Raw genomic sequence first — 20,146 nt, forward strand, 5'->3', positions numbered from 1 at the left:
TCTAAACACTTCGAGATTTGGGGAGGTACTCCTTTTTTCATGTCTTAAAAACTCAAGCTGCTCAAGGCATTCAATTTATGAAATTGATTCAATTATATAAATAATTAGTTTGGTTAAGGAGCTGTTGAGGTCATGGTATTGGATCCAAAGAGGTTGCTGCTGCGAGAGCTGGAGGCATGGCATCAGGACTACAATCCTGAGCTCCGCATGGTTCGGAGACCGTTCAGCTCGCCAGGCTATCATACGACATTGAAGCATACGACGCATACGCATCCGACGTTGGCTGCCGTCATGTACGCGTTGGCTCTGCTTGACAGCGGGGTTGAAGCTTATGTCCCGCGGGCGTCGGACATCCTGGAGCAAGTGATCAGCCTGCAGGATCAGAATCCGGCGAATGCCACCTTCGGCATCTGGTCCTGGTTCCAGGAGGAGCCTCTGGCCCAAATGGCGCCGCCGGATTGGAACTGGGCGGATTTTTGCGGAAAACGGCTTGTCTTGACGGAGCAAAGACACGGTTCTCTTTTGCCGGCGGACCTAAGGGAGAAGCTGCGTCATGCGGTATTTTGCGCGTGCGATGCGATCATGAAGCGTAATGTTGGGCCAGGGTATACGAATATCGCCATTATGGGCGCCTTCGTTACACTTGTTGCCGGAGAAGTCTATGGGATTGACAGGTACGTTCATTACGGGCTGGAGCGGCTGCGGAGGTTTCGGGAATACACGCATGATTTGGGAACCTTTCAGGAATATAACAGCCCGACCTATACGATCGTTGCGATTCAGGAGCTGTCGAGCATCCATACATCGACCCGGCTTCCGGATGCCAAGCTGTGGAGTGCCGATATGCTCGATGTGGCATGGCGTATGGTCGCCGAACATTATCACTTCCCGACCGGCCAATGGTCGGGTCCGCACAGCCGCAGCTACAGCACGGTGATGACCGAGTCGGTACGCTCCTTTTTGCAGATGGCGGTGGGTGATACACTCCAGCTTCAGTCGGAGTCGAAGCTTGTGTACAGCCTGGACTGGTACGGGAACAGCATAAGCTGTCCGGAGGCTTACATCGCTTCCTTTCACCATGCTCAGGTGGCAGAACATTCTCAAGTTGTGCAGCGTAGTCCGGAAGGGGTGGCGATCAATATCGCAACTACCTTCAAAAACGGGCAGGTAAGTCTAGGTACGTTCAGCCGGGACGTCATGTGGAACCAGCGGCGCAACCTGATTGCGTATGTGCCGAATGGGGACGGCTTCAGCTACATTCATTTGCGGTTTTTGCATGACGGATACGATTATTCATCTGCCGTTTATACAAGCAGGCAGGAACGGACGGATGTGCTGTTCGGAATCGGCTTTTGTACGGACGGGGGAGATACGCATATTGGACTGGATCCGATTAACGGTTCAATCGAGGCTGAAGATTTAAGGCTGAGGTTTGAGATCGGGGGACGAAGCGAAGGCGTGGAGGCTGATCTGTTGGCGCAGCACGGGAAGAAATCGGTTCAGGTCCGGTTGCCCGATGGTATAACCATGCAGACCGAGGTATTGTTCGCAGCCTTTGATGGAGAGACACCGAGATGGGAGATTAGCAGGGATGCAGATAAGAGCTGCATAGATTATATCGTGTATTCGGGAGAGAAGAAGCCGTTTGACTTCCGTAGTATGCAGCGGGCTCTTATGGTATTGGCATTTCGCTTATACGACGGGAGCACAGGAAAGGCAGAGTCATTGGAGGCATCCGCAAGGGTTGTCCAGGCACAGGACGATGCCGAAACAGCGAACGCGGATAAGGCGGCGGAACAGGTGTATGCCCGCTACAGGACTCTCTCCGGGACCGAGCTGGATTTAGGCTTACCGTTAAAGCCGGCAACCAAACAAGAAATGCTTCAATAGCATATAGAAGATCGCGGAACGGTGACGGAAAGGAGCAGGAAGATGGCTAAGGGAGAAAAGGTTGGCAACCGGTTTCACCGATATTCCGATGCCTATACCGGGCAAGAGGTCATCCGGCTTACGGAGCCGGGTCACGTTAACCACCATCCTTATTTTTATTACAAGATGGTAACGAATGACAACCGGTATTTGATCTATGCGAGTGACAGGGACGGCCAGCGAAATCTATATCAAATGAACCTGAACAACGGTTCTGCACTGCAGCTAACGGAAGGGGCGGGTATTCATGATTTCAGCTGCTCGCTCACTAGCGATGACCGATACGTTATCTTTTGCAGGGAACAGCAGGTTGTCCGATTGGATTTGGAGTCACTTAGGGAGGAATGCTTGTATGAAACTCCATCTGGCTGGAAATCGAATGCCAATCCCGCTTTGAGCTCGGATGACCGGTACCTGGTGCTGACCGAGATGAATGAAAGGGATGTTATACCAAGCCAGGGAGATTGGTCTACCTTCGAGCCGCAGTGGGCAACCAAGCCTCATTGCAGAATCGTGTATGTGGATATCAGGCAGAAGACAAGTCATATCGTTCATGAGGAGCTCAATTGCTGGCTAGGTCATCCGCAGCTTCGTCCCAATGATTCTTCAACCATATTGTTCTGCCATGAGGGTCCATGGAATCGGATCGACGCGAGATTATGGCTTATTCAATCGGATGGCTCCAACCTGAGATGTGCGAGACCTCAGACCCGTCAGGAGCTGATCACGCACGAGTATTGGTTAGCGGACGGATCGCGCTTTGCCTTCGTTTACCGTGACCATGAACAGGGGAAGCGGGAGAGCATCCGATTCATCGATCCGGCTTCGTTGGAAGAAGAGGTATGGATGGAGTGCTCAAAGTATTGTCATTTTATTTCGAATGCGAGGCATACGCTGATTGTCGGAGACGGGCAGTCGAAGGATGAACCTTTTATTTATCTCGTCGATGTGGAGAAGCGAAAGGAGGAGCGGCTGTGCTCCCATGGAACCTCCTGGAAAAGCTACGGAAATACCCAGGATGCCCATCCGCATCCGGCTTTCTCACCTGACGGCACATTTATTGTCTTTACTTCCGATTGGGAAGGCTCGCCATGCATTTATCGGGTGAACTTACCGTCATAACAGAAGCTGCATTCCGCTCCTTCGCGCCCGAATCCGGGTAGAGGGGGCTTTTTTCATGAGGAAAAGCTCACCATTTTTCCGGTTGACAGGAAGTGGGAAAAAGGTTATTTTAGTATTGATCGAATTAGTCAATCAAAAAATCCCGTTCCATTAACCGGAATATTTTTTTGGTTCAAAATTGACTGAATGGATCAATCGATAAATGGGGAGACGATGGATCATGTCATTTCAAGCTGGAGGAATAGATAACACGAACGAAGCATTGCTCGGAGGAAAGGCAATTATTATTGGCGGAAGTGTGGCCGGATTGATGACAGCCAAGGTGCTTTCTGCATTCTATCGCGAGATTCTTATTGTAGAAAAGGATGTGCTCCCCGACCAGCCGGTGAACCGGACGGGAACCCCGCATGGATTCCACCCGCACCGGTTTACGAACCGGGGGAAAATGATCACGGAACGGCTGTTTCCAGGCTATGAACAGGATTTGTTGGCACTAGGCGCACCCTCTTCATTTCAAAAGACCGTGCACAACATGAATCAATATGGAAGCGTAGTAGGGAAATATCCGCGCAACGATATCAAGTTCAGCCGCGCTGCGCTGGAGTGGGTGCTGCGTCGGCGCGTGCAGGAGCTGCCGCAGGTTCATTTTCTGACGAATCATGATGTGATTGAACTGGCTGCAGCACCAGATTCATCTGCCGTCACAGGAGTCAAGATCAGGAACAGAGCTCAAGGGGGGATGGATATCCGCATGGCAGCAGATTTGGTGGTCGATACCAGCGGCCGCCAATCCAAGCTGGCTGCATGGCTGGAGCAGTTAGGTTATGCGGTTCCCACACCGGATTTGTTAAAGGTATCGATCGGGTACAGCACCCGCCGGTATCAAGTGCCCAAGCACCTGCATCATCTTTGTGAAGAATGGGATGTCATTAATATTGCGGGTCAACCGGCGAATGGAACGTATACAGGAGTATTCTCCTTTATAGAAAATCATGTTGCCGAGATGGTGCTGTACCGCCCCGGCGGACAGTATCCTCCGACCGATGCCGAAGCATTCGAGCGATGCGTCGAGCGGCTTCCAACTCCGATTATCGCAGAAATATTGCAGCAGCTTGAACCGATTACTTCTCCCCGAGGCTACCGTGTCGAAGCGTTATACCGCCATCACTATGAACAAATGTCAAAATGGCCGAAGGGACTGCTGGTACTGGGAGATGCTTACTGCATCTTTGATCCGATCTTCGGTCAAGGGATGACCGTGGCTGCGCTGGAGGCGGAAGCATTGGAATCGTGCCTGAAAGAGCAGCGAAACGAGCCGGCGGCTGATTTCGAACGTCAAGTGCTGCACCAAATCCAGACAGTCATTGAACCCGCCTGGTGGTTGAATTGCGCCAACGATTTGCAGTGGGAAGACGTCGAATATGAGGGAACCGAGCCTTTGCAGGGCGTGGCTTTGGCTAGGAAATATATGGCCCTTTTGCTTAAGCAGGGAACGCTTGCGGATCCCAAGCTGTTCGGGCTGTACTGGGCCGTCAATACCTTATCCGTATCGCCTCGGGAAATATGGAACCCAGTAATGGTTGAAGCTGTTCTTTCTTCAACGGAGGAGGGCAAGCAAATCCTTCAGGAGCTGCTGCAGCTGTTCGATCAACCGCTTCGTGAAATATTGCCGCAGCTTTTACCTTCTTTTGCCTGCGAGGCGGTTTAAAAGATGTAACCAGAAGTGATATACTCATAGGCGACGTCCCTATACAGCAAAGGAGTTCGAATAGCATTGGCGCCTTTAAACGATGAACAATTGCACCAAATTCGCGATGAACGCAAGGAGCAGATTATGAAGGCAGCCCTGAATGTCTTTGCACGGCGAGGCATTATAGGAACCAAAATGAATATGATCGCAGCAGAAGCCGGCATCAGTCACGGGTTGCTTTACCATTACTTCAAGTCCAAGGATGAGCTGTTCATTACGCTTGTCGAGGGAGCTATGATAGAAGCGGACGATGAGATGAAAAAAGCAAATCTCATGCCGGGTACGCCGATCGAACGGATCCGTAAGCTTACGGAAATCATACTGGATGAGGAGGGCGCGCCTTTTTTCATGCTTATCCATCAGGCGCGCACGGCAGACGGTGTTCCCGATAAGGCCAAAGCGCTGGTTCAGCAATATTCGATGAAATCGTTTGTGGAACGGCTGCTTCCCTTATTTCTGGAGGCGCAGGACAAGGGAGAGATTGTATCGGGAGACCCGGCCATGCTTATTTCCTCTTATTTGTCGGTACTCTCGGGTCTTATGGTACTTAATGTACAAGATGACGAGGGCTTTCAAATTCCTGAGGCGGAATTCCTGCTGCGAATGCTGACAGGCCGTTAGATAGCGGCTCGCCAAGGCGACGATGTGCAGCCAACCTGAGAGGGGGATCGGCTCGCAGCACCGGGACTAAGTCACGGCCCTGACTTCTACGGGAGGCAGTATTGATTTGTAGTGAATGGTATGAAATGGAATTATCTAACGCATACTAACCCTGATCTTCACATGTCCTCGTGAGGTTAGGGGTGCTGGAATGAAATGGTGGCAGTTGTCTCTGCTTGGTGTTGCCTGTACGATTGGCACAGGTTATTTCCTTGGATCGGCCATAGCGATCCAGATCGGCGGAGGTTCGGTTGTCTTTCTGTTTATTGTTGCGGCCATTGGAACCTACGTTGTCTTTGATGCTTTATCCGCAATGACGGCGGATGACCCGCAGCAGGGTTCTTTTCGCGCTTACGCTAAAAAGGCTTTCGGCCGTTGGGCCGGCTTCAGCAGCGGCTGGATGTACTGGAGCTCCGAAATGATGATTATGGGCAGCCAATTAACGGCCTTATCCCTTTTTACCCGGCAATGGTTCCCAGCGGCGCCGATGTGGCTGTTGGCCACCGGATATGCTGTACTCGCCTTGGCAGTGATGCTGGCCGGGACGAAAGGCTTTGAACGGCTGGAGCATCTGTTTGCGGTGATGAAGGTTTCCGCGATCCTCATGTTTGTTATTCTGGCGATGGCGGCCCTGTTCGGCTGGATCCCAAGGGCAGGAGGGGCTTATGATCAACCACACGCTCCTTTCACAGCGGATATTTTATGGCCCGGCGGGATGATGGGTTCGTGGTCTTCGCTGATCTATGCCTTTTACGCGTTCGGCGGGATTGAAATTATGGGTTTGCTGGCAACGCGGTTAAAACGGCCAGAGGAAGCGCCGAGGGCGGGGAAGGTTATGATTCTCTCACTGACAACGATTTATATTGCGTCCCTGGTGCTGGCATTAACCTTAGTTCCGTTAGCCGCTCTTCAGGTTAAGGAGAGTCCTTTTCAAGTCACATTGAATCAATATCAGCTGCCGTGGGTGCCGCATATTTTTAACGCCATCCTGATTGTTGCGGGGTTCTCGACGATGATTGCCTCGCTTTTTGCGGTCACCACGATTTTGGTCACATTGGCTGAGGATCATGATGCACCGACGTTTTTGGCGAAAAAGTCGAAAGGGAAGAAGCGGGTTCCGTATGCCGCCATAGGACTGACGACGACAGGGATGGCCGTCTCCGTTCTTATGGCCTTACTTCTGCCCGAAGCCCTCTACGAATATGTGACAACCGCGGCCGGAATCATGCTGCTGTACAATTGGCTGTTTATTCTTGTCACTTCCCGAAAGCTGCTGCAGCGGTCTGTCTGGGGTTCCGTCTCGTGCTACCTGGGGATGGGGCTTATCGCAGCTGCCGTAACGGGAACGTGCTTTCATGCCACAAGCCGGCCGGGGTTTTGGATCAGTCTGCTGTTTATGGGAGGGATCGGACTTGTCACCTTAGCTATGCGGCCCAAGTGGAATCAACGATCCCCCAAGCGGCCGCAGGAAAAGATGATTTTATTCAAGCCCAGACATGCCTCTAGTCAGCTCCACAAACGAAAAAACAAGGACCCGCTGCGCTAAACATAAGCGGAGCTTTGGGAACAAAGTCTGAGCAATCAGGCTTTTTTGCTGTTTCTATGGGTATTAAGAAACTTTTAAGAATTGTCCACACAAACTATTAAGATTCGGCGGCTATACTAGGTTCCATACTCCAGCAAACTCAAAACAAGGGAAGGAGTGGCGCCTATGTGGAAAGCTGCAGCGGTCTCATGCTTGCGGTAGCATGGTTCGTCTACATCAAACGTTGTATTTCTTAAGATGACTTGGTACGCTTGTGGGAGATACGTGAAGGCACGCGAAGCGAATGTAGCCGTTGGCTGACGGCAATAACTAGCAGAAGGGGAACTATCGATGGCTCAACCTACCATACTCCTTGTGGATGATGAGAAAGAAATTATAGATATGCTTGAGATTTATTTGAAGAATGAAGGCTATAAACTGCTTAGAGCATCAGATGGGGCGGAAGCGCTGCAGGTGCTTCAGAAGGAAGAGATCGATTTGATCGTTCTCGATGTCATGATGCCTAAGATGGATGGAATCCAGGCTTGTCTCCAAATTCGGGAGCAAAAAAACATGCCGATCATTATGCTCTCCGCCAAGAGTCAAGATATGGATAAGATCTGGGGCTTAAGCTCGGGAGCTGACGATTATATGAGCAAACCGTTTAATCCGCTGGAGCTGATCGCCCGCATCAAATCCCAGCTGCGCCGTTACACCCGGCTGAATGTCCCTCATGTTCGCAAGGACCATGAAATTGAGGTGGATGAGCTCACCATCAATACACAGACTCACGAGGTTAAGCTGGAAGGCAAAGAAATCAAGCTGACGCCCAGGGAGTTCGCGATTCTTGAGCTTTTGGCACGGAACCGGGGGATGGTGTGGAACATTGAGAAAATTTATGAAGCCGTATGGCAGGAGGCTTATTTTGATTCCGATAATACCGTTATGGTACATATCCGCAAAATCCGGGAAAAAATCGAAATAAATCCGCGTAAACCGAAATTTATAAAGACTGTGTGGGGGGTTGGCTATAAAGTTGATTAATCGTTATGAATTGGATCCGTCCTCGAGACTGAACCGGTTTCCATTTACCTGGTTTCCGTTCAACCTGCTGCGCAGGGTGATTGTATTTCTTAGAAGGCTGTATCTTATGGCCATGAGCCACGTGGAGCGCAGCATTCGGCTGCAGCTGATGCTGACCATCGGGATATGCTTGCTGGCCTCTTCATTCACCTATGCCATTAGTGCACAAGTATTCGGTGAAATTCGTCGGGAGGCTAACATTGATTACACCTCCGGCATTGAACATATCGACAATCAAGCCCGCAGTCTTGTAAATGAGCTAAATCCTCCCTGGTTCCAGGAAGAACCTGAAGTGAATGTGGACGTACAGGACCGTATGCGCGAATTCGAAGAGCATGTGAAACGAATCGCTACGTACGATAAGTTCAAGGTGCTGGTCACCGATCTCGAAGGGAAGGTGATTTATCGGAGTGCCAATGCAGCGGAGACGAATGTTGAAATTTACCATGTCATCGGCAACGCGATGAATGCACGGACCGATGATACTTATGCGAGAAAAGAATTTTCGAGCTTTTATCCAATTAATTTTAAGGGTCAAAAGTCATACCTGATCGTCTCCGGCATCCCGGAGCCGCATATCACCTACCGGAAAGGCGAAAGTCCGATGTCCATGCTCAGTGCCGTCGCCGCGTTTATTTTCTTGTTTTACTTTCTTACCCAGAGAAAAATGCGGTATGTGGAAGAGCTTGCCGGGGGCCTGCGGATCATCGCGACAGGGAACCTGGATTACCGGGCTATCGAACGTAGTCCGGATGAGCTGGGTTCACTCGCTAGAGATATGAACCTGATGGTAGAGGATTTGCAGCGCAGAATTGAGGAAGAACGGCGCTACGAACGGTTGAAAAGCGAGCTGATCACCAACATCTCACATGATTTGCGGACACCGCTGACGCTGATCATGGGTTATTTGCGGCTGTTGCATGATAAAGGCTATGAAACGCCGGAGCAGGCGGCCGGTTATGTCAATATCGCTTACAGCAAGGCGGAGAAGCTGCAGTCGCTCATCGATGATTTATTCGAGTATACGAAGCTGTCTAATCGGGATGTACCGATGTATAAGGAAGGGGTTGCACTCAACGAGCTGCTGGACCAGCTGCTGGAGGAGTTTGTGACACTGGGGGAGGAGCAGCAGCTTACCCTCCACCGCCATATTCCTAAAGAAAAGCTTCTTGTCAGAATCGATGTCGACAAAATGATTCGCGTGTTTGAGAATTTGCTGACCAATGCGCTCAAGTACAGCTTGAAGCCGGGCGAGATTCAGGTGAATGTGTCTCATGATCAGCGCTTTGTCATTGTCAAAATCAGCAATAGGTCTGAAGCGCTCTCGGATGAAGACCTGCAGCAGTTGTTTGATCGCTTCTATCGGGTAGATGCTTCGCGCTCCTCCGATAACGGCGGGTCCGGATTAGGCTTGGCGATCGCCAAAAGCATCGTCGAATCGCATGAAGGCTCCATTTGGGCGGAGCAGGATAGCGGTCAAATTCATTTCTATGTCAAATTAAAGCTGGCGTAGCTGGGGGGCAGGGTATGAAAAAACAGGTGATGGGATTCCTATTTTTCGTATGCTTTGCAGGACTGACGGGTTGCTCGAGTCCGGTACAATTCAGCGGTAAAAGCGAGCATTGGAGTGCCGCTTCTTCGATCAATCCGTCTGCAAATGAAAAGTCGTATAACATCCGGTATATCGGGGATGACAAGGAGCAGCTGCAGCAGGTTAATTACATGTTTACCGGCAGCAAAAATTTTCACAACAGCGGAAAGACTCAACCAACCTCGAACCGGTTGAAAATAAGCGGAGCCTCGACGTTGGAAACACCTTATGCTGAAGAAGAATGCATGCTGCTGATTATGGAATGGAACGGTAAAAAAGAGACGATCACCTTAGTTAAAAATTAGCTTTTCCATCCTTCGATACTTACATAAAGACGCCTCTATATCCGCCAGATTCTGCGGTTGAAGAAGGCGTCTTTTCTCATGCTAAAAAGGCTCCTTTACCGGGCGCGTTGTCTCGCCAATCCGAAAATCGCATTGGATCCGAATATGCTCAAAGGGCAGCGTCGGATTGGCGATACGCCACAGCATGCGGTCGGCTGCCCGGTAGCCGGTCTCCCGGATCGGCAGCAGCGGCCGGGTGAAGGCAGGCAGTGGGCTATTGCTGTCCTGCTCATTGAGAAATCCAATGAGGGACAAATCCTCAGGAACTCGAAGCTTCAGCTTCTGGCAGTACCGGAATACCAGAGGCACTTCCCCGTCAATCCCACACAGAAGGGCGGTGGGCTTACCAACCTCAATCTTATCTCGAAGCTCATCAAGCCATTTCGGATGGGTCCTGCGCGGCTCAATAGAATGCAGGGCGGGATCGACCTCCAGCCCGAAATCGCTCATTGCTTGACGGAAGGCCTGCCATCTCAACGAGAAGCCGCGCTGGACATGAATGTCTCCGACATAGAGGATGCGGCTGTGCCCAATGCTGATGAGATAGGCAACCGATTGATAGGCCGCCTCGTAGACATCCCAGATGACACTATCGATCCGAACTCCCGGCGGAGGGAAGCTGAGAAGAATGCGCGGCATCGGCAGCTGGAAGAGGTAGGCTTCCCATGCCTTCGGTACAATGCTTGGAGCGATAAACAGTCCGTCTGCATATTGCACTTCACTATCCTCGAGCCAAGGCTGCATCGCCTTCTCACTGATATTTTTGGGCAGCAGCATCGTCTCAATGTGATGGCCGAAGGAAGCGAATCGGTGATGCAGACCTTCCAGCAGCAGTCGGTTATAGCTGACCGATTCCTCGGTCTGCACAAGAAGAAAGCGCTGCCGCTCGACAGGATAAGGGGCGATATTTTGCAGACGAAGACTGCGTATTTGGTCCTTGGTATAATAGCCTAATTGCTCGGCGGTTTGTACGATGAGCTGGCGGGTTGCCTCGGACATGCCCGGCTTTCCCTTAAGTGCTTTCGATACCGTTTGGACCGTGAGACCCAGCTCGCTGGCTATCGTTCTTAATGTTATTTGTTTGCGGACCGGCATCGTGTGCCCTCCCTGCGAAGGATAGGATGGGGGATACAAAGATGTCCTTATCGTACCACGATCTTATTTTTAGTTAAACTAAAATGAAACTAGTTCCCTGACATCGTGAAACTATAATGAGAGGTAGATAAGGATTTCACCCGATTAGGGTTAAGGAGGATTTTCTGATGGCAACGAGTGACAAGACGATGATTTCAATCCCTTCCCAGCAGCTTCCGGTTTCATCTACACCCGATGTAGTTATTGTCGGAGGCGGTCCGACGGGAATTGCAGCCGCCATCGCCGCAGCGCGCAATGGTGCAAACACGTTGTTGATTGAACAGCGCGGCTATATGGGAGGCATGGGTACGGCAGCACTGGTACCGGCGTTTTGCCCCTATACCGACGGAGAGAAACCGGTCATTCGCGGCATAGGGCTGGAGCTGCTTGAGCGGATGAAGCGCGAGGCAGGCGAGGTCTTTCATCAGCGGTATGAAGAGCAGCTGGATTGGGTGCCTATCGATGTGGAGACGCTGAAGCGGGTTTATGACGATGCGGTAGTGGAAAGCGGAGCGAAGGTATTGTTCCACACCTTCGCAGATCAGGTGCTGCTGGACGGTGAACGGATTACCGGTCTGGTGATCAGCAACAAAACGGGGCGATCCGTCGTGCAGGCGAAGCTGTATATCGATGCAACGGGCGACGCCGATCTGGCAGCGCTTGCGGGTGTGCCCTTCCAGGTCGGCGGTGAAGACGGGGAGCTTCAGCCGGGCACGATGTGCTATATTGTCTCCGGTGCCGACAAGCAGCGATTTGATGAATTTACCCGAACCAGCGGCCAGGGCAAGCAGCTTGAGAAAACGATCGTCGAAGCGCAGCAAAATGGCGATCTGCCGGAAGGGCGCAAGCGGGTATCCGGTATCGCATGGATTTCGGATACGGTGGCCGGCTTTAACTTTGGACATATCTTTGGCGTGGACGGCTCCAAGGCCGAGGATTTGACGCTCGCTGCGATAGAGGGACGCAAGCTGATCGACACGCAGATCCGTTTCTTACGTAAGTATGTACCGGGGTTTGAGCAGGTGCATCTCGTTCATTCCGGCGATCAAATCGGTATTCGGGAGACACGGCGTATTGCAGGCGATTATACACTTGTTGTGGATGATTTCTTGTCCATGCGCACCTTTGAGGACGATATCGCGAGAAACGCCTATTTTATCGACATCCATTTGGCCAATGCCGGCAGTACGATGACAATCAAGCATTTGCCGAAAGGCCAATCTCATGGCGTACCTTACCGCTGCATGCTGCCGCAGGGCAAGTCCAACCTGATTGTAGCCGGCCGTTCCGTTTCCTCCGATCGCCCGGTGCAGGGTTCGCTGCGGGTCATGCCCAATTGCTTTGCGATGGGGCAGGCGGCAGGCACGGCAGCGGCTATGCTCAGGGAGACAGGCGGCGGTTTCCGCGACGTATCGATTCCGGAGCTGCAGAGCAGGTTGATCGAGCAGGGGGCATGGCTGGGAGAGAGACCGGGCCAAGCCGGACAAGTGCAACCGGTTCCCGCAGGGCATATTGAGTACGAAGAAGAGAGCGAATAAATCATGGGATTTGACCAGAAATCGTAGGATTCCCCCTATGTACAGGTAACGTAATAGCCTATAATGGAAGCATAGGCACAGCCCTTGGAGGTTCACACCTTTGAGGGCTGTTTTCGCTATCTCGACAGGGGGGCCGATGGATATGTATAAATTAATCATTGTGGACGATGAGCCGACGGTCCGATACGGCCTTCGGAATTATTTTCAGTGGAGCGATTTCGGTATTGAAGTCATAGATGAAGCGGATGACGGGCTGACAGGACTTGCTTTGGCGGAGAGAACCCGGCCGGATATCGTGCTGACCGACGTGCGCATGCTGCATATGGACGGGATTCAGATGGCGTCGCAAATACGGAGCAGCTATCCCCAGACCAAAATTGTATTTGTGAGCGGTCACGACGATGTAGATTACATGAAATCCGCTCTGCAGGTGAACGCCGTTGATTATATATTTAAGCCTGTGAATATGCAGGAGCTGCACAAAGTCGTGGAACGGGTGATGGGCGAGCTGGAGGAGGAACGCAAGGAACGGCGGCTCATTGCCGATATGCAGGAGAAGCTGACCCAAAGCATGCCCTTGCTCAGGGAAAAATTTCTGATGTCACTCATCCGTGACGGGATTCAACAACCGCATCGGATCCAGGATCGGCTGGATTTCCTTGGCCTTCAGCTTCCGGAAGAAGCTCCGTACTGGGTCATTATCGTTCAGATTGACGACAACGCAGATGTGGTGGACGGACGCTCCGAACGGGATAAGCAGCTCTTGGCTTACGCCGTGCTGAACGTGTGTCAGGAGCTTGTCGAGCGGTACATGAACGGATATGCATTCGAGAACCGAAGCGGCGAATACGTCTGTATATTGTACGGCGGGGAAGAGCGAGAAGGCTTGGACTTGGAAGACCCGTTGGTCATGCTCGCCGGGGATATCCGGGAAAATTTGGCCCAGTGGTTGAAAATTAGCGTGACCATTGGTGTCGGAGAACGGATCTCGAAGCTCGCGGCACTTCCTCTTTCCTATACGAGAGCGCGGGAGGCCGCTGATCAGAAATGGTATCTGGGCAAAAACCGGATCATTACGATGGACAGTTTGGAGACGGACGAAGAAAGCCCGTACCGCTTCGACTCCTCGCAGCATGAGCGGTTTCTGTCCGCGTTAAAGGCAGGGGAGCAGGGGCCGTTATTTCAGGAGCTGGAGGTGTGGTTTGCAAGGGTTGCGCGAAACCGTAAAGACGGCATTCATTACGGTAAAATATTTTCGCTCGAGCTGATTCTTCTGGCAAACCGGCTTATGCTGGAGTTCAATATTCATGATGCCGAGCTGGAAAGAAAGGGAACGGATTTGTGGAGCCGAATTAATAAGCAGGAAACGATCCGTGACGTTAGGACCCTCCTGGAGGCACATCTTCTGGAGGTATGCAATCGGGTTCAAGACAAGCGCAGCGGCAAATCGAGGCATGTCATTGAAAGAATCCGGGCGGTGATGGAGCAGAGGTATGCGGAAAATTTAACGGTTAGCGACGTCGCGGAGAGCGTCTATTTGAGCTCGACGTATGTGAGCCTGCTGTTCAAGCAGGAGACCGGCGAAACCGTGTATGAGTATTTAACGAAGGTGAGGATCGAACGGGCCAAAGAAATGCTCCGGGATCCTCGCGTAAAATTTTATGAGGTAAGCGAAGCGGTAGGCTATGCCGATCCGAGCCATTTCAGCAAAATTTTCAAGAAATATACCGGGTGGACACCCAGCGGCTACAGGGATCAAATGACATAAGAGGGGAACGGTTCGGATGAAACGGCATGTCTCGAAGTGGTTTGCTCAAACGCCGTCCATGCTGCGCGGGCTTGTTGATGCAAGGTATTGGCTTTTGGCGTATGCGCTGTTTATATTGCTGCCGGCCGGGTTCCTTCTGTACTCCTATTACCAGAAGACCACCGCTATTCTTGAGCAGGAAGTCACCCGTTCCATGCTGCAGACGATGAAGCAGACGGGCATTAACGTGCAGTATCAATTGGATCGTGTGAAGGATACGTCCAACACGCTTTTTATGAACCCGAATCTGTACAGCTACTTGGCGGAATCGGATGAGGCGTACCCCATAGACGTGACCAAAAATTTAAGACTGCTGCTTGGCGCGGCCGAGAACAATGAAAATGTGTTCCGGGTTCGGCTATTCGTGGACGACACGAAGCTCTATGCGGGGGAGAAAATTAATTTCTTTCCTCTTGAAACGCTGAAAAGCCGACCATGGTATTCACGGGTCCTCGAAGCCGGAGGATCGATCGTCTGGACGGGGGCTTATGAGGAGCATTATATCGATAAAGATGATACGTATGTGTTTTCCATCGCCCGGATGCTGCGGGATCCAAGAGTGTATGACCGGTTCATCGGTGTATTGGTCATCGATATGGCGGAGCATGTGGTCAGTAATCTTCTGCATCAGGTGGAGCTGTCCAAGCATCAAACCGTGTATTTGACGGATAAAGACGGGACGGTCATCTGGCACCCGGATAAGACGCGAATCGGACAGCCTGCTTTGAGCGGGGAAATGGTGTCAAGAATGGCCGGCGCACAGGAAGGGATTGAGAAAGCGGTACTCGGCCATGAGAACAAGTACGCCGTGTATACGACCATTCGCTACACGGGCTGGAAGCTGGTTGCAGAGGTGCCTGCCGGCGAAATCGCACGTCAAGCGGTGACGCTGAACCGATTCTCTGGAGCGGCTTTTTTACTGGGGGTATCGGTATTGTTCCTGCTGCTTGTGTTCGTTCTGCTCGCATTTGTCATTCGGAGCTTGAACCGCAGGGTACAGCTTGTGATCCGGGCGATTCACAAGGAAGGCCTGGAGCACCTGGATGAGCCGCAGGGGAAGGTCGCGGGCAATCTGAATGTGCTGGAGCGAAGCGTCGACCACATGATCCATAAGGTGAAGGACTTGATGGAAGAAACGTATACGTCGAAGGTGCAGGAGAGAGAGGCGCAGCTTCGGGCGCTCCAGGCGCAAATCAACCCGCATTTTCTGTACAATACACTGGATACGATCAATTGGATTGCGGTCGGACACGGCGCAACGGATATAAGCCAAATGATCGATGCCCTGGCGAAGTATTTCAGGCTCAGTCTGAACAAGGGCCGAGATACGGTCAGTGTCGAGGACGAGTTGAACCTGGCCAAGGTGTATTTGGAAATCCAGCAGAACCGGTTCCCGCATCGCTTTGATCTGACGATCGAAGCGGATCCCGAGGTCATGGGCTTGATGATTCCCAAGCTGACACTTCAGCCAATCGTAGAAAATGCGCTGCTGCACGGCATCCGTAAGTCGCCGAAACAGAACGGCAGCATCCGGATCGAAGCGACCCGGACAGAGGAGGAGCTGCTGCTTTCTGTGAGCGACAATGGCATCGGCATGACGGAGGAGCAGGCAGCGAAGCTGCTGACGGAGCCTCGGCCGCAATCGCGCACGGACGGTTCGGGAAGCTCTTATGGACTGTACAACGTCCATGAAAGAATCCGCTTGTTTGCCGGAGACGGCTATGGACTCACCATCGACTCTGTAGCTGGAGAAGGCACGACGGTGCGGATTTTGCTGAAAGCAAGGCCTTCAGCCATAAACGAATAGTAAGGAATGGCCGTGCTTCGATAGAGGAAGCGCGGCCTTTTTCGCATAAATAGCGCTTCGATGGCCGGATGGGACGACATCACTCCAACTCATGTAAGCGATGCCAAACTCCATAGGATTTCACCAGAAAGTATAGCTTCACCCTCTACAGACGCTGCGCCGAGACTCCTATAATAAGACTATAAGCACTTGGAGGTGAAGCTACCATGAATTCTACAACGGCAACAGATCTTCGTCGAAGTCAAGAGACGGGAGCTGACGTCAAGCGTGACAGCCGCTGGAAGCTGTTCCGCAGCCATATCGACATGTACGTATTGCTTCTGCCGGGTTTACTTTTTCTTTTCCTGTTCAAGTATACACCCATGTACGGTATCCTTATCGCTTTTCAGGATTTCAACATATTTGACGGGATTTCTGGGAGCGCCTGGGTAGGACTGGAGCAATTTCGCAAGCTGATGCAGTCCGACGAATTTTATCAGGTGTTTACGAACACGCTGGTGATCAGCTTGTACAAAATCGTTCTGCTGTTCCCCGTCCCGATCATTGTAGCCCTGCTTTTGAATGAGGTTCGACGGATGTTTTTTAAACGGACGGTGCAGACCATCATCTATTTGCCGCATTTTTTATCCTGGGTTATCATCTCGGGCTTGTTCATCAACATTTTGTCGCCGTCCGGCGGACTCGTGAATCAGATGCTTCAATGGTTCGGTATGAACCCGGTTTCCTTTTTGCTCGATAACGATTTCTTCCGAAGTGTTGTCGTCTTTACCGCAGGCTGGAAGGAGGTCGGCTGGAACGCGATCATTTTCATTGCGGCGATTGCAGGTATTGAGCAGGAGCAGTACGAGGCCGCATCCATGGATGGAGCGGGTCGCTTGAAGCAGATGTGGTACATTACCCTGCCGGGTATTTTGCCGACGATCGTACTGATGTTTATTCTAAGGATCGGCAATCTGCTGGAAGCCGGAACAGAGCAGATTCTGACGCTGTACAACCCAGTCGTCTATCAGACGGGGGACGTTATCGGAACCTATGTGTACCGGATCGGACTTGGCAAAATGGATTACAGCTTCAGTACGGCCGTTGGTTTATTCAACTCGGTTGTCGGTTTCCTGCTCATCGTAATCGGCAACATGCTTAGTAAAAAACTGCTTCAGCGCAGCATCTGGTAGGAGGAAGAACATGCGAAAAAAAACATTCGGCGACATCGGACTGGACCTGTTTTCCTACGCCGTGCTGATTTTGATGGCGGCTGCTACACTGCTGCCCTTTGCCAATGTGCTGTCCAAGTCTGTCAGTGAAGAGTGGGCCGTCGTCTCCGGCAGAGTCGGTATTTTCCCGGTTGGCTTTCAACTGCACACGATTGGCTATGTCGTGACCTCCAGCCAATTCATTCAGTCATTTCTTATTTCCGTGCTCGTCACGGTTGTCGGTACGCTGCTGTCGATCCTGATTACGGCGGTAACAGCTTATCCGCTCTCGAAGCGCCAGCTGCCCGGAATGGGCGTCATTATGGTCCTGTTCGTCTTTACGATGATGTTTAACGGAGGAATCATTCCGAATTATTTGCTAATGAAAAATTTGGGTCTCATCAATAGTCTCTGGTCCCTTGTACTCCCTGCAATCATTAGCGTGTTCAACATGCTGGTCATCAAAAGCTACTACGAGAGCCTGCCGGAAGCGCTGGAGGATTCGGCCAAAATGGATGGAGCGAGCACGTATACGATCCTGTTTCGGATCATTCTACCGCTGAGCGGGCCAGTGCTGGCGACGATCGCCTTGTTCTATGCGGTGTATTACTGGAACGACTTCTTCCACCCGATGCTCTACATTAACGACCCGTCGCTCAAACCGCTGCAGCTGTATTTAAGAGATATTGTGATGGATGCGGACTCCTCGTCAGCGCTTAACAAAAGCGTGGATGACATGATGAATGTTTCCCCGGAGGGCGTTCGTGCTGCAACGGTTATTGCTTCGACGATTCCGATTCTTCTGGTCTACCCATTTCTGCAAAAATATTTTATCAAAGGTGTGCTGATTGGCTCGGTGAAAGGCTAAGCAGGCATGTTTTCCTGGAGCCGGCGGTGACGGCTTGACGGAATTCATATACAATAGATAGATTCCAAGGAGGGTTCTACATGAACAGGAACAAGAAGAAATGGCTCGTGCTATCGCTAACCGTTGTATCGCTTACCTCCGCCGCATGTTCGTCCAAGGGGGGAGAAGCCCCCGGAGCGGCCTCGTCCGGCTCGGCTCCTGCGAAGAATGAGGCGAAGCCTCAGCTCAAATCGCTCCAAATTTGGCAAAAGGACGATTATAATACGTACCCGGTTGCCAAGGTGCTGGAGGAAAAGACAGGCTACAAGGTTCAGTATGATATGCTGCCCCAGGATAAACCGCAGGATAAGCTCAACCTGCTCATTGCTTCCTCCGAGCCTTACGATGCCATTACGACGGTAGGCGGCAGTGATTTCAAGGCACTTTATGCGGATTATGCCAAAAAAGGCGCGTTAACCGATCTCGGTCCGCTCATCGATAAATACGGTCCCAATATTAAAACAGCCATTTCGCAGGCAACATTGGATGCAGCCAAGGTCGACGGCAAGCTGTACGCGATCCCGACGACGGCGATTTCCTTCGCAAGCACAAGCTTGATGATTCGTCAGGATTGGCTCGATAAAGTCGGATTAAAGCCACCGACCACGCTGGATGAGCTGGTGGCGGTATTGAAAGCGTTTAAAGAAAAAGATCCCGGCGGCAACGGCGACAAAAACATCCCGTTGACGATCAAAGGGGACGATCCGATTGTCGCCAACATCGCCGGCGCGTTCGGACTGGCTAATTTCTACAATGATGTCAACGGCAAGCTGACTCCGCGCGTGCTGGATCCAGGCTACAAGGAATATGTGGCGTTCATGACCGATCTGTTCAAGCAGGGGCTGCTGGATAAAGAGTTCGGCGTGAATAAGGACGCTACGATGAAAGAGAAATTTTCGAGCGGCAAGGCCGGTATGATTCCTCTGCATTGGGCCGATGTACCGACGGTAGCCGACGCACTGAAAAAAAATCAGCCGGACGGCAAAATGGCATATATTCCGGCACTCAAGGGCAAGGACGGCAAATTCGGATTGGCTGCCTCTGCCGGCTTTGACCGGATCACGTTCATTCCCAAAGCAGCCAAACATCCCGAGGATGCAATCAAGTGGATCAATGCGAAGCTGGATAAAGATACCTTCAAGCTGATGGCCATCGGGGAGGAAGGCAAGCATTACACGTTCAAGGACGGAGCTTATACGTCGATTCTGCCGATCTTCACGGATGAGCGCAACCAGGCCAACAACTTCCTGATGGGGGTCGATGAGAAAAATTATCCGACCTACTGGCAGGCCCGTGTTCGCAAAGATCCACGATTGTTCGAAGCATGGGAATATTTGAATGTCAAGCAGCCAGCGGAATCCAGAAAAGTCGATTTGCTCGGTATTTCGCCTTTTATGCCGGAATACTCGAAAAGCTTCCAGCAGCTCAACACCATGGTGAATGATTACACGGTCAAGCTTATTTTTGGGGCGGAGCCGATCAGCGGCTTGGAGACATTCCAGCAAAAATTCAAATCATCCGGCGGGGATGCCAGCCTCAAAGAAGTGAATGATTGGTACCCGACGGTGAAAAAATAATTTTGTCATCTAGGAGGATGGCAGATGCGGAAATGGCAGGGGAAAACCTGGGGGACACTCGGTGACAGCATTACATTATCAGCGCCGAAAGTACAGCAGGCATTAGGCTTCTCCGCGACAGCCTTCCTGCTGTTAATATAGAACCATGAGAAGGAGGGGCAGGCCCAAGGCTTGCTCCTCTT

Annotated in this window: 15 protein-coding genes; 14 read left to right on the forward strand and 1 reads right to left on the reverse strand. The window is 51.5% G+C overall.

Features of this window, described 5'->3' with window-relative positions; all coding sequences use genetic code 11:
- Window positions 1–132: 132 nt before the first annotated feature.
- The 8 genes from CF651_RS25630 (at window position 133) to CF651_RS25665 (ending at window position 9,965) form a co-directional block, all read left to right on the forward strand.
- Complete coding sequence (locus CF651_RS25630; protein WP_094017723.1) at window positions 133–1,890, forward strand: hypothetical protein; 1,758 nt, start codon at window positions 133–135, stop codon at window positions 1,888–1,890.
- A gap of 42 nt (window positions 1,891–1,932) precedes the next feature.
- On the forward strand, window positions 1,933–3,051 hold the full coding sequence (locus tag CF651_RS25635) for an oligogalacturonate lyase family protein (RefSeq protein ID WP_094017724.1): 1,119 nt from the start codon (window positions 1,933–1,935) through the stop codon (window positions 3,049–3,051).
- Between the two features lie 220 nt (window positions 3,052–3,271).
- Window positions 3,272–4,759, forward strand: a complete 1,488-nt coding sequence (locus CF651_RS25640) for an FAD-dependent oxidoreductase (protein ID WP_245856157.1) — start codon at window positions 3,272–3,274, stop codon at window positions 4,757–4,759.
- Window positions 4,760–4,825: 66 nt separating this feature from the next.
- A complete protein-coding gene (locus tag CF651_RS25645; protein ID WP_094017725.1) occupies window positions 4,826–5,422 on the forward strand; it encodes a TetR/AcrR family transcriptional regulator in 597 nt (198 codons plus the stop codon).
- 190 nt (window positions 5,423–5,612) lie between these two features.
- Complete coding sequence (locus CF651_RS25650; protein ID WP_094017726.1) at window positions 5,613–7,007, forward strand: amino acid permease; 1,395 nt, start codon at window positions 5,613–5,615, stop codon at window positions 7,005–7,007.
- A gap of 330 nt (window positions 7,008–7,337) precedes the next feature.
- On the forward strand, window positions 7,338–8,030 hold the full coding sequence (locus tag CF651_RS25655) for a response regulator transcription factor (RefSeq protein ID WP_094017727.1): 693 nt from the start codon (window positions 7,338–7,340) through the stop codon (window positions 8,028–8,030).
- A complete protein-coding gene (locus CF651_RS25660) occupies window positions 8,023–9,582 on the forward strand; it encodes a sensor histidine kinase (protein ID WP_245856158.1) in 1,560 nt (519 codons plus the stop codon). Before CF651_RS25655 ends, CF651_RS25660 begins: the two co-directional genes overlap by 8 nt.
- A 14-nt stretch (window positions 9,583–9,596) precedes the next feature.
- Window positions 9,597–9,965, forward strand: coding sequence for a hypothetical protein (locus CF651_RS25665; protein WP_094017728.1), 369 nt, complete (start codon window positions 9,597–9,599; stop codon window positions 9,963–9,965).
- An 81-nt stretch (window positions 9,966–10,046) separates the two neighbouring features.
- Here the strand turns inward: CF651_RS25665 and CF651_RS25670 are convergent, their stop codons facing one another.
- The gene (locus CF651_RS25670; RefSeq protein ID WP_094017729.1) at window positions 10,047–11,099 is read right to left on the reverse strand and encodes a LacI family DNA-binding transcriptional regulator; all 1,053 of its coding nucleotides are present in this window, start codon (window positions 11,097–11,099) and stop codon (window positions 10,047–10,049) included.
- A 167-nt stretch (window positions 11,100–11,266) separates the two neighbouring features.
- Between CF651_RS25670 and CF651_RS25675 the strand changes: the two genes are divergently transcribed.
- The 6 genes from CF651_RS25675 to CF651_RS25700 all read left to right on the forward strand — a co-directional run bounded on the left by CF651_RS25675 (window position 11,267) and on the right by CF651_RS25700 (window position 19,964).
- Window positions 11,267–12,676, forward strand: a complete 1,410-nt coding sequence (locus tag CF651_RS25675; protein ID WP_245856159.1) for an FAD-dependent oxidoreductase — start codon at window positions 11,267–11,269, stop codon at window positions 12,674–12,676.
- Between the two features lie 142 nt (window positions 12,677–12,818).
- On the forward strand, window positions 12,819–14,444 hold the full coding sequence (locus tag CF651_RS25680) for a response regulator (RefSeq protein WP_094017730.1): 1,626 nt from the start codon (window positions 12,819–12,821) through the stop codon (window positions 14,442–14,444).
- A gap of 16 nt (window positions 14,445–14,460) precedes the next feature.
- Entirely contained in the window at window positions 14,461–16,290 is a 1,830-nt protein-coding gene (locus CF651_RS25685; protein ID WP_094017731.1) for a cache domain-containing sensor histidine kinase, read from the forward strand.
- 206 nt (window positions 16,291–16,496) lie between these two features.
- The gene (locus tag CF651_RS25690) at window positions 16,497–17,462 is read left to right on the forward strand and encodes an ABC transporter permease (protein ID WP_094017732.1); all 966 of its coding nucleotides are present in this window, start codon (window positions 16,497–16,499) and stop codon (window positions 17,460–17,462) included.
- A gap of 10 nt (window positions 17,463–17,472) precedes the next feature.
- On the forward strand, window positions 17,473–18,348 hold the full coding sequence (locus tag CF651_RS25695) for a carbohydrate ABC transporter permease (RefSeq protein WP_094017733.1): 876 nt from the start codon (window positions 17,473–17,475) through the stop codon (window positions 18,346–18,348).
- An 80-nt stretch (window positions 18,349–18,428) separates the two neighbouring features.
- Window positions 18,429–19,964, forward strand: a complete 1,536-nt coding sequence (locus tag CF651_RS25700) for an extracellular solute-binding protein (RefSeq protein WP_094017734.1) — start codon at window positions 18,429–18,431, stop codon at window positions 19,962–19,964.
- The last annotated feature ends 182 nt before the right edge of the window (window positions 19,965–20,146 follow it).

The organism is Paenibacillus rigui, from assembly GCF_002234615.1.
Taxonomy (GTDB): domain Bacteria; phylum Bacillota; class Bacilli; order Paenibacillales; family NBRC-103111; genus Paenibacillus_S; species Paenibacillus_S rigui.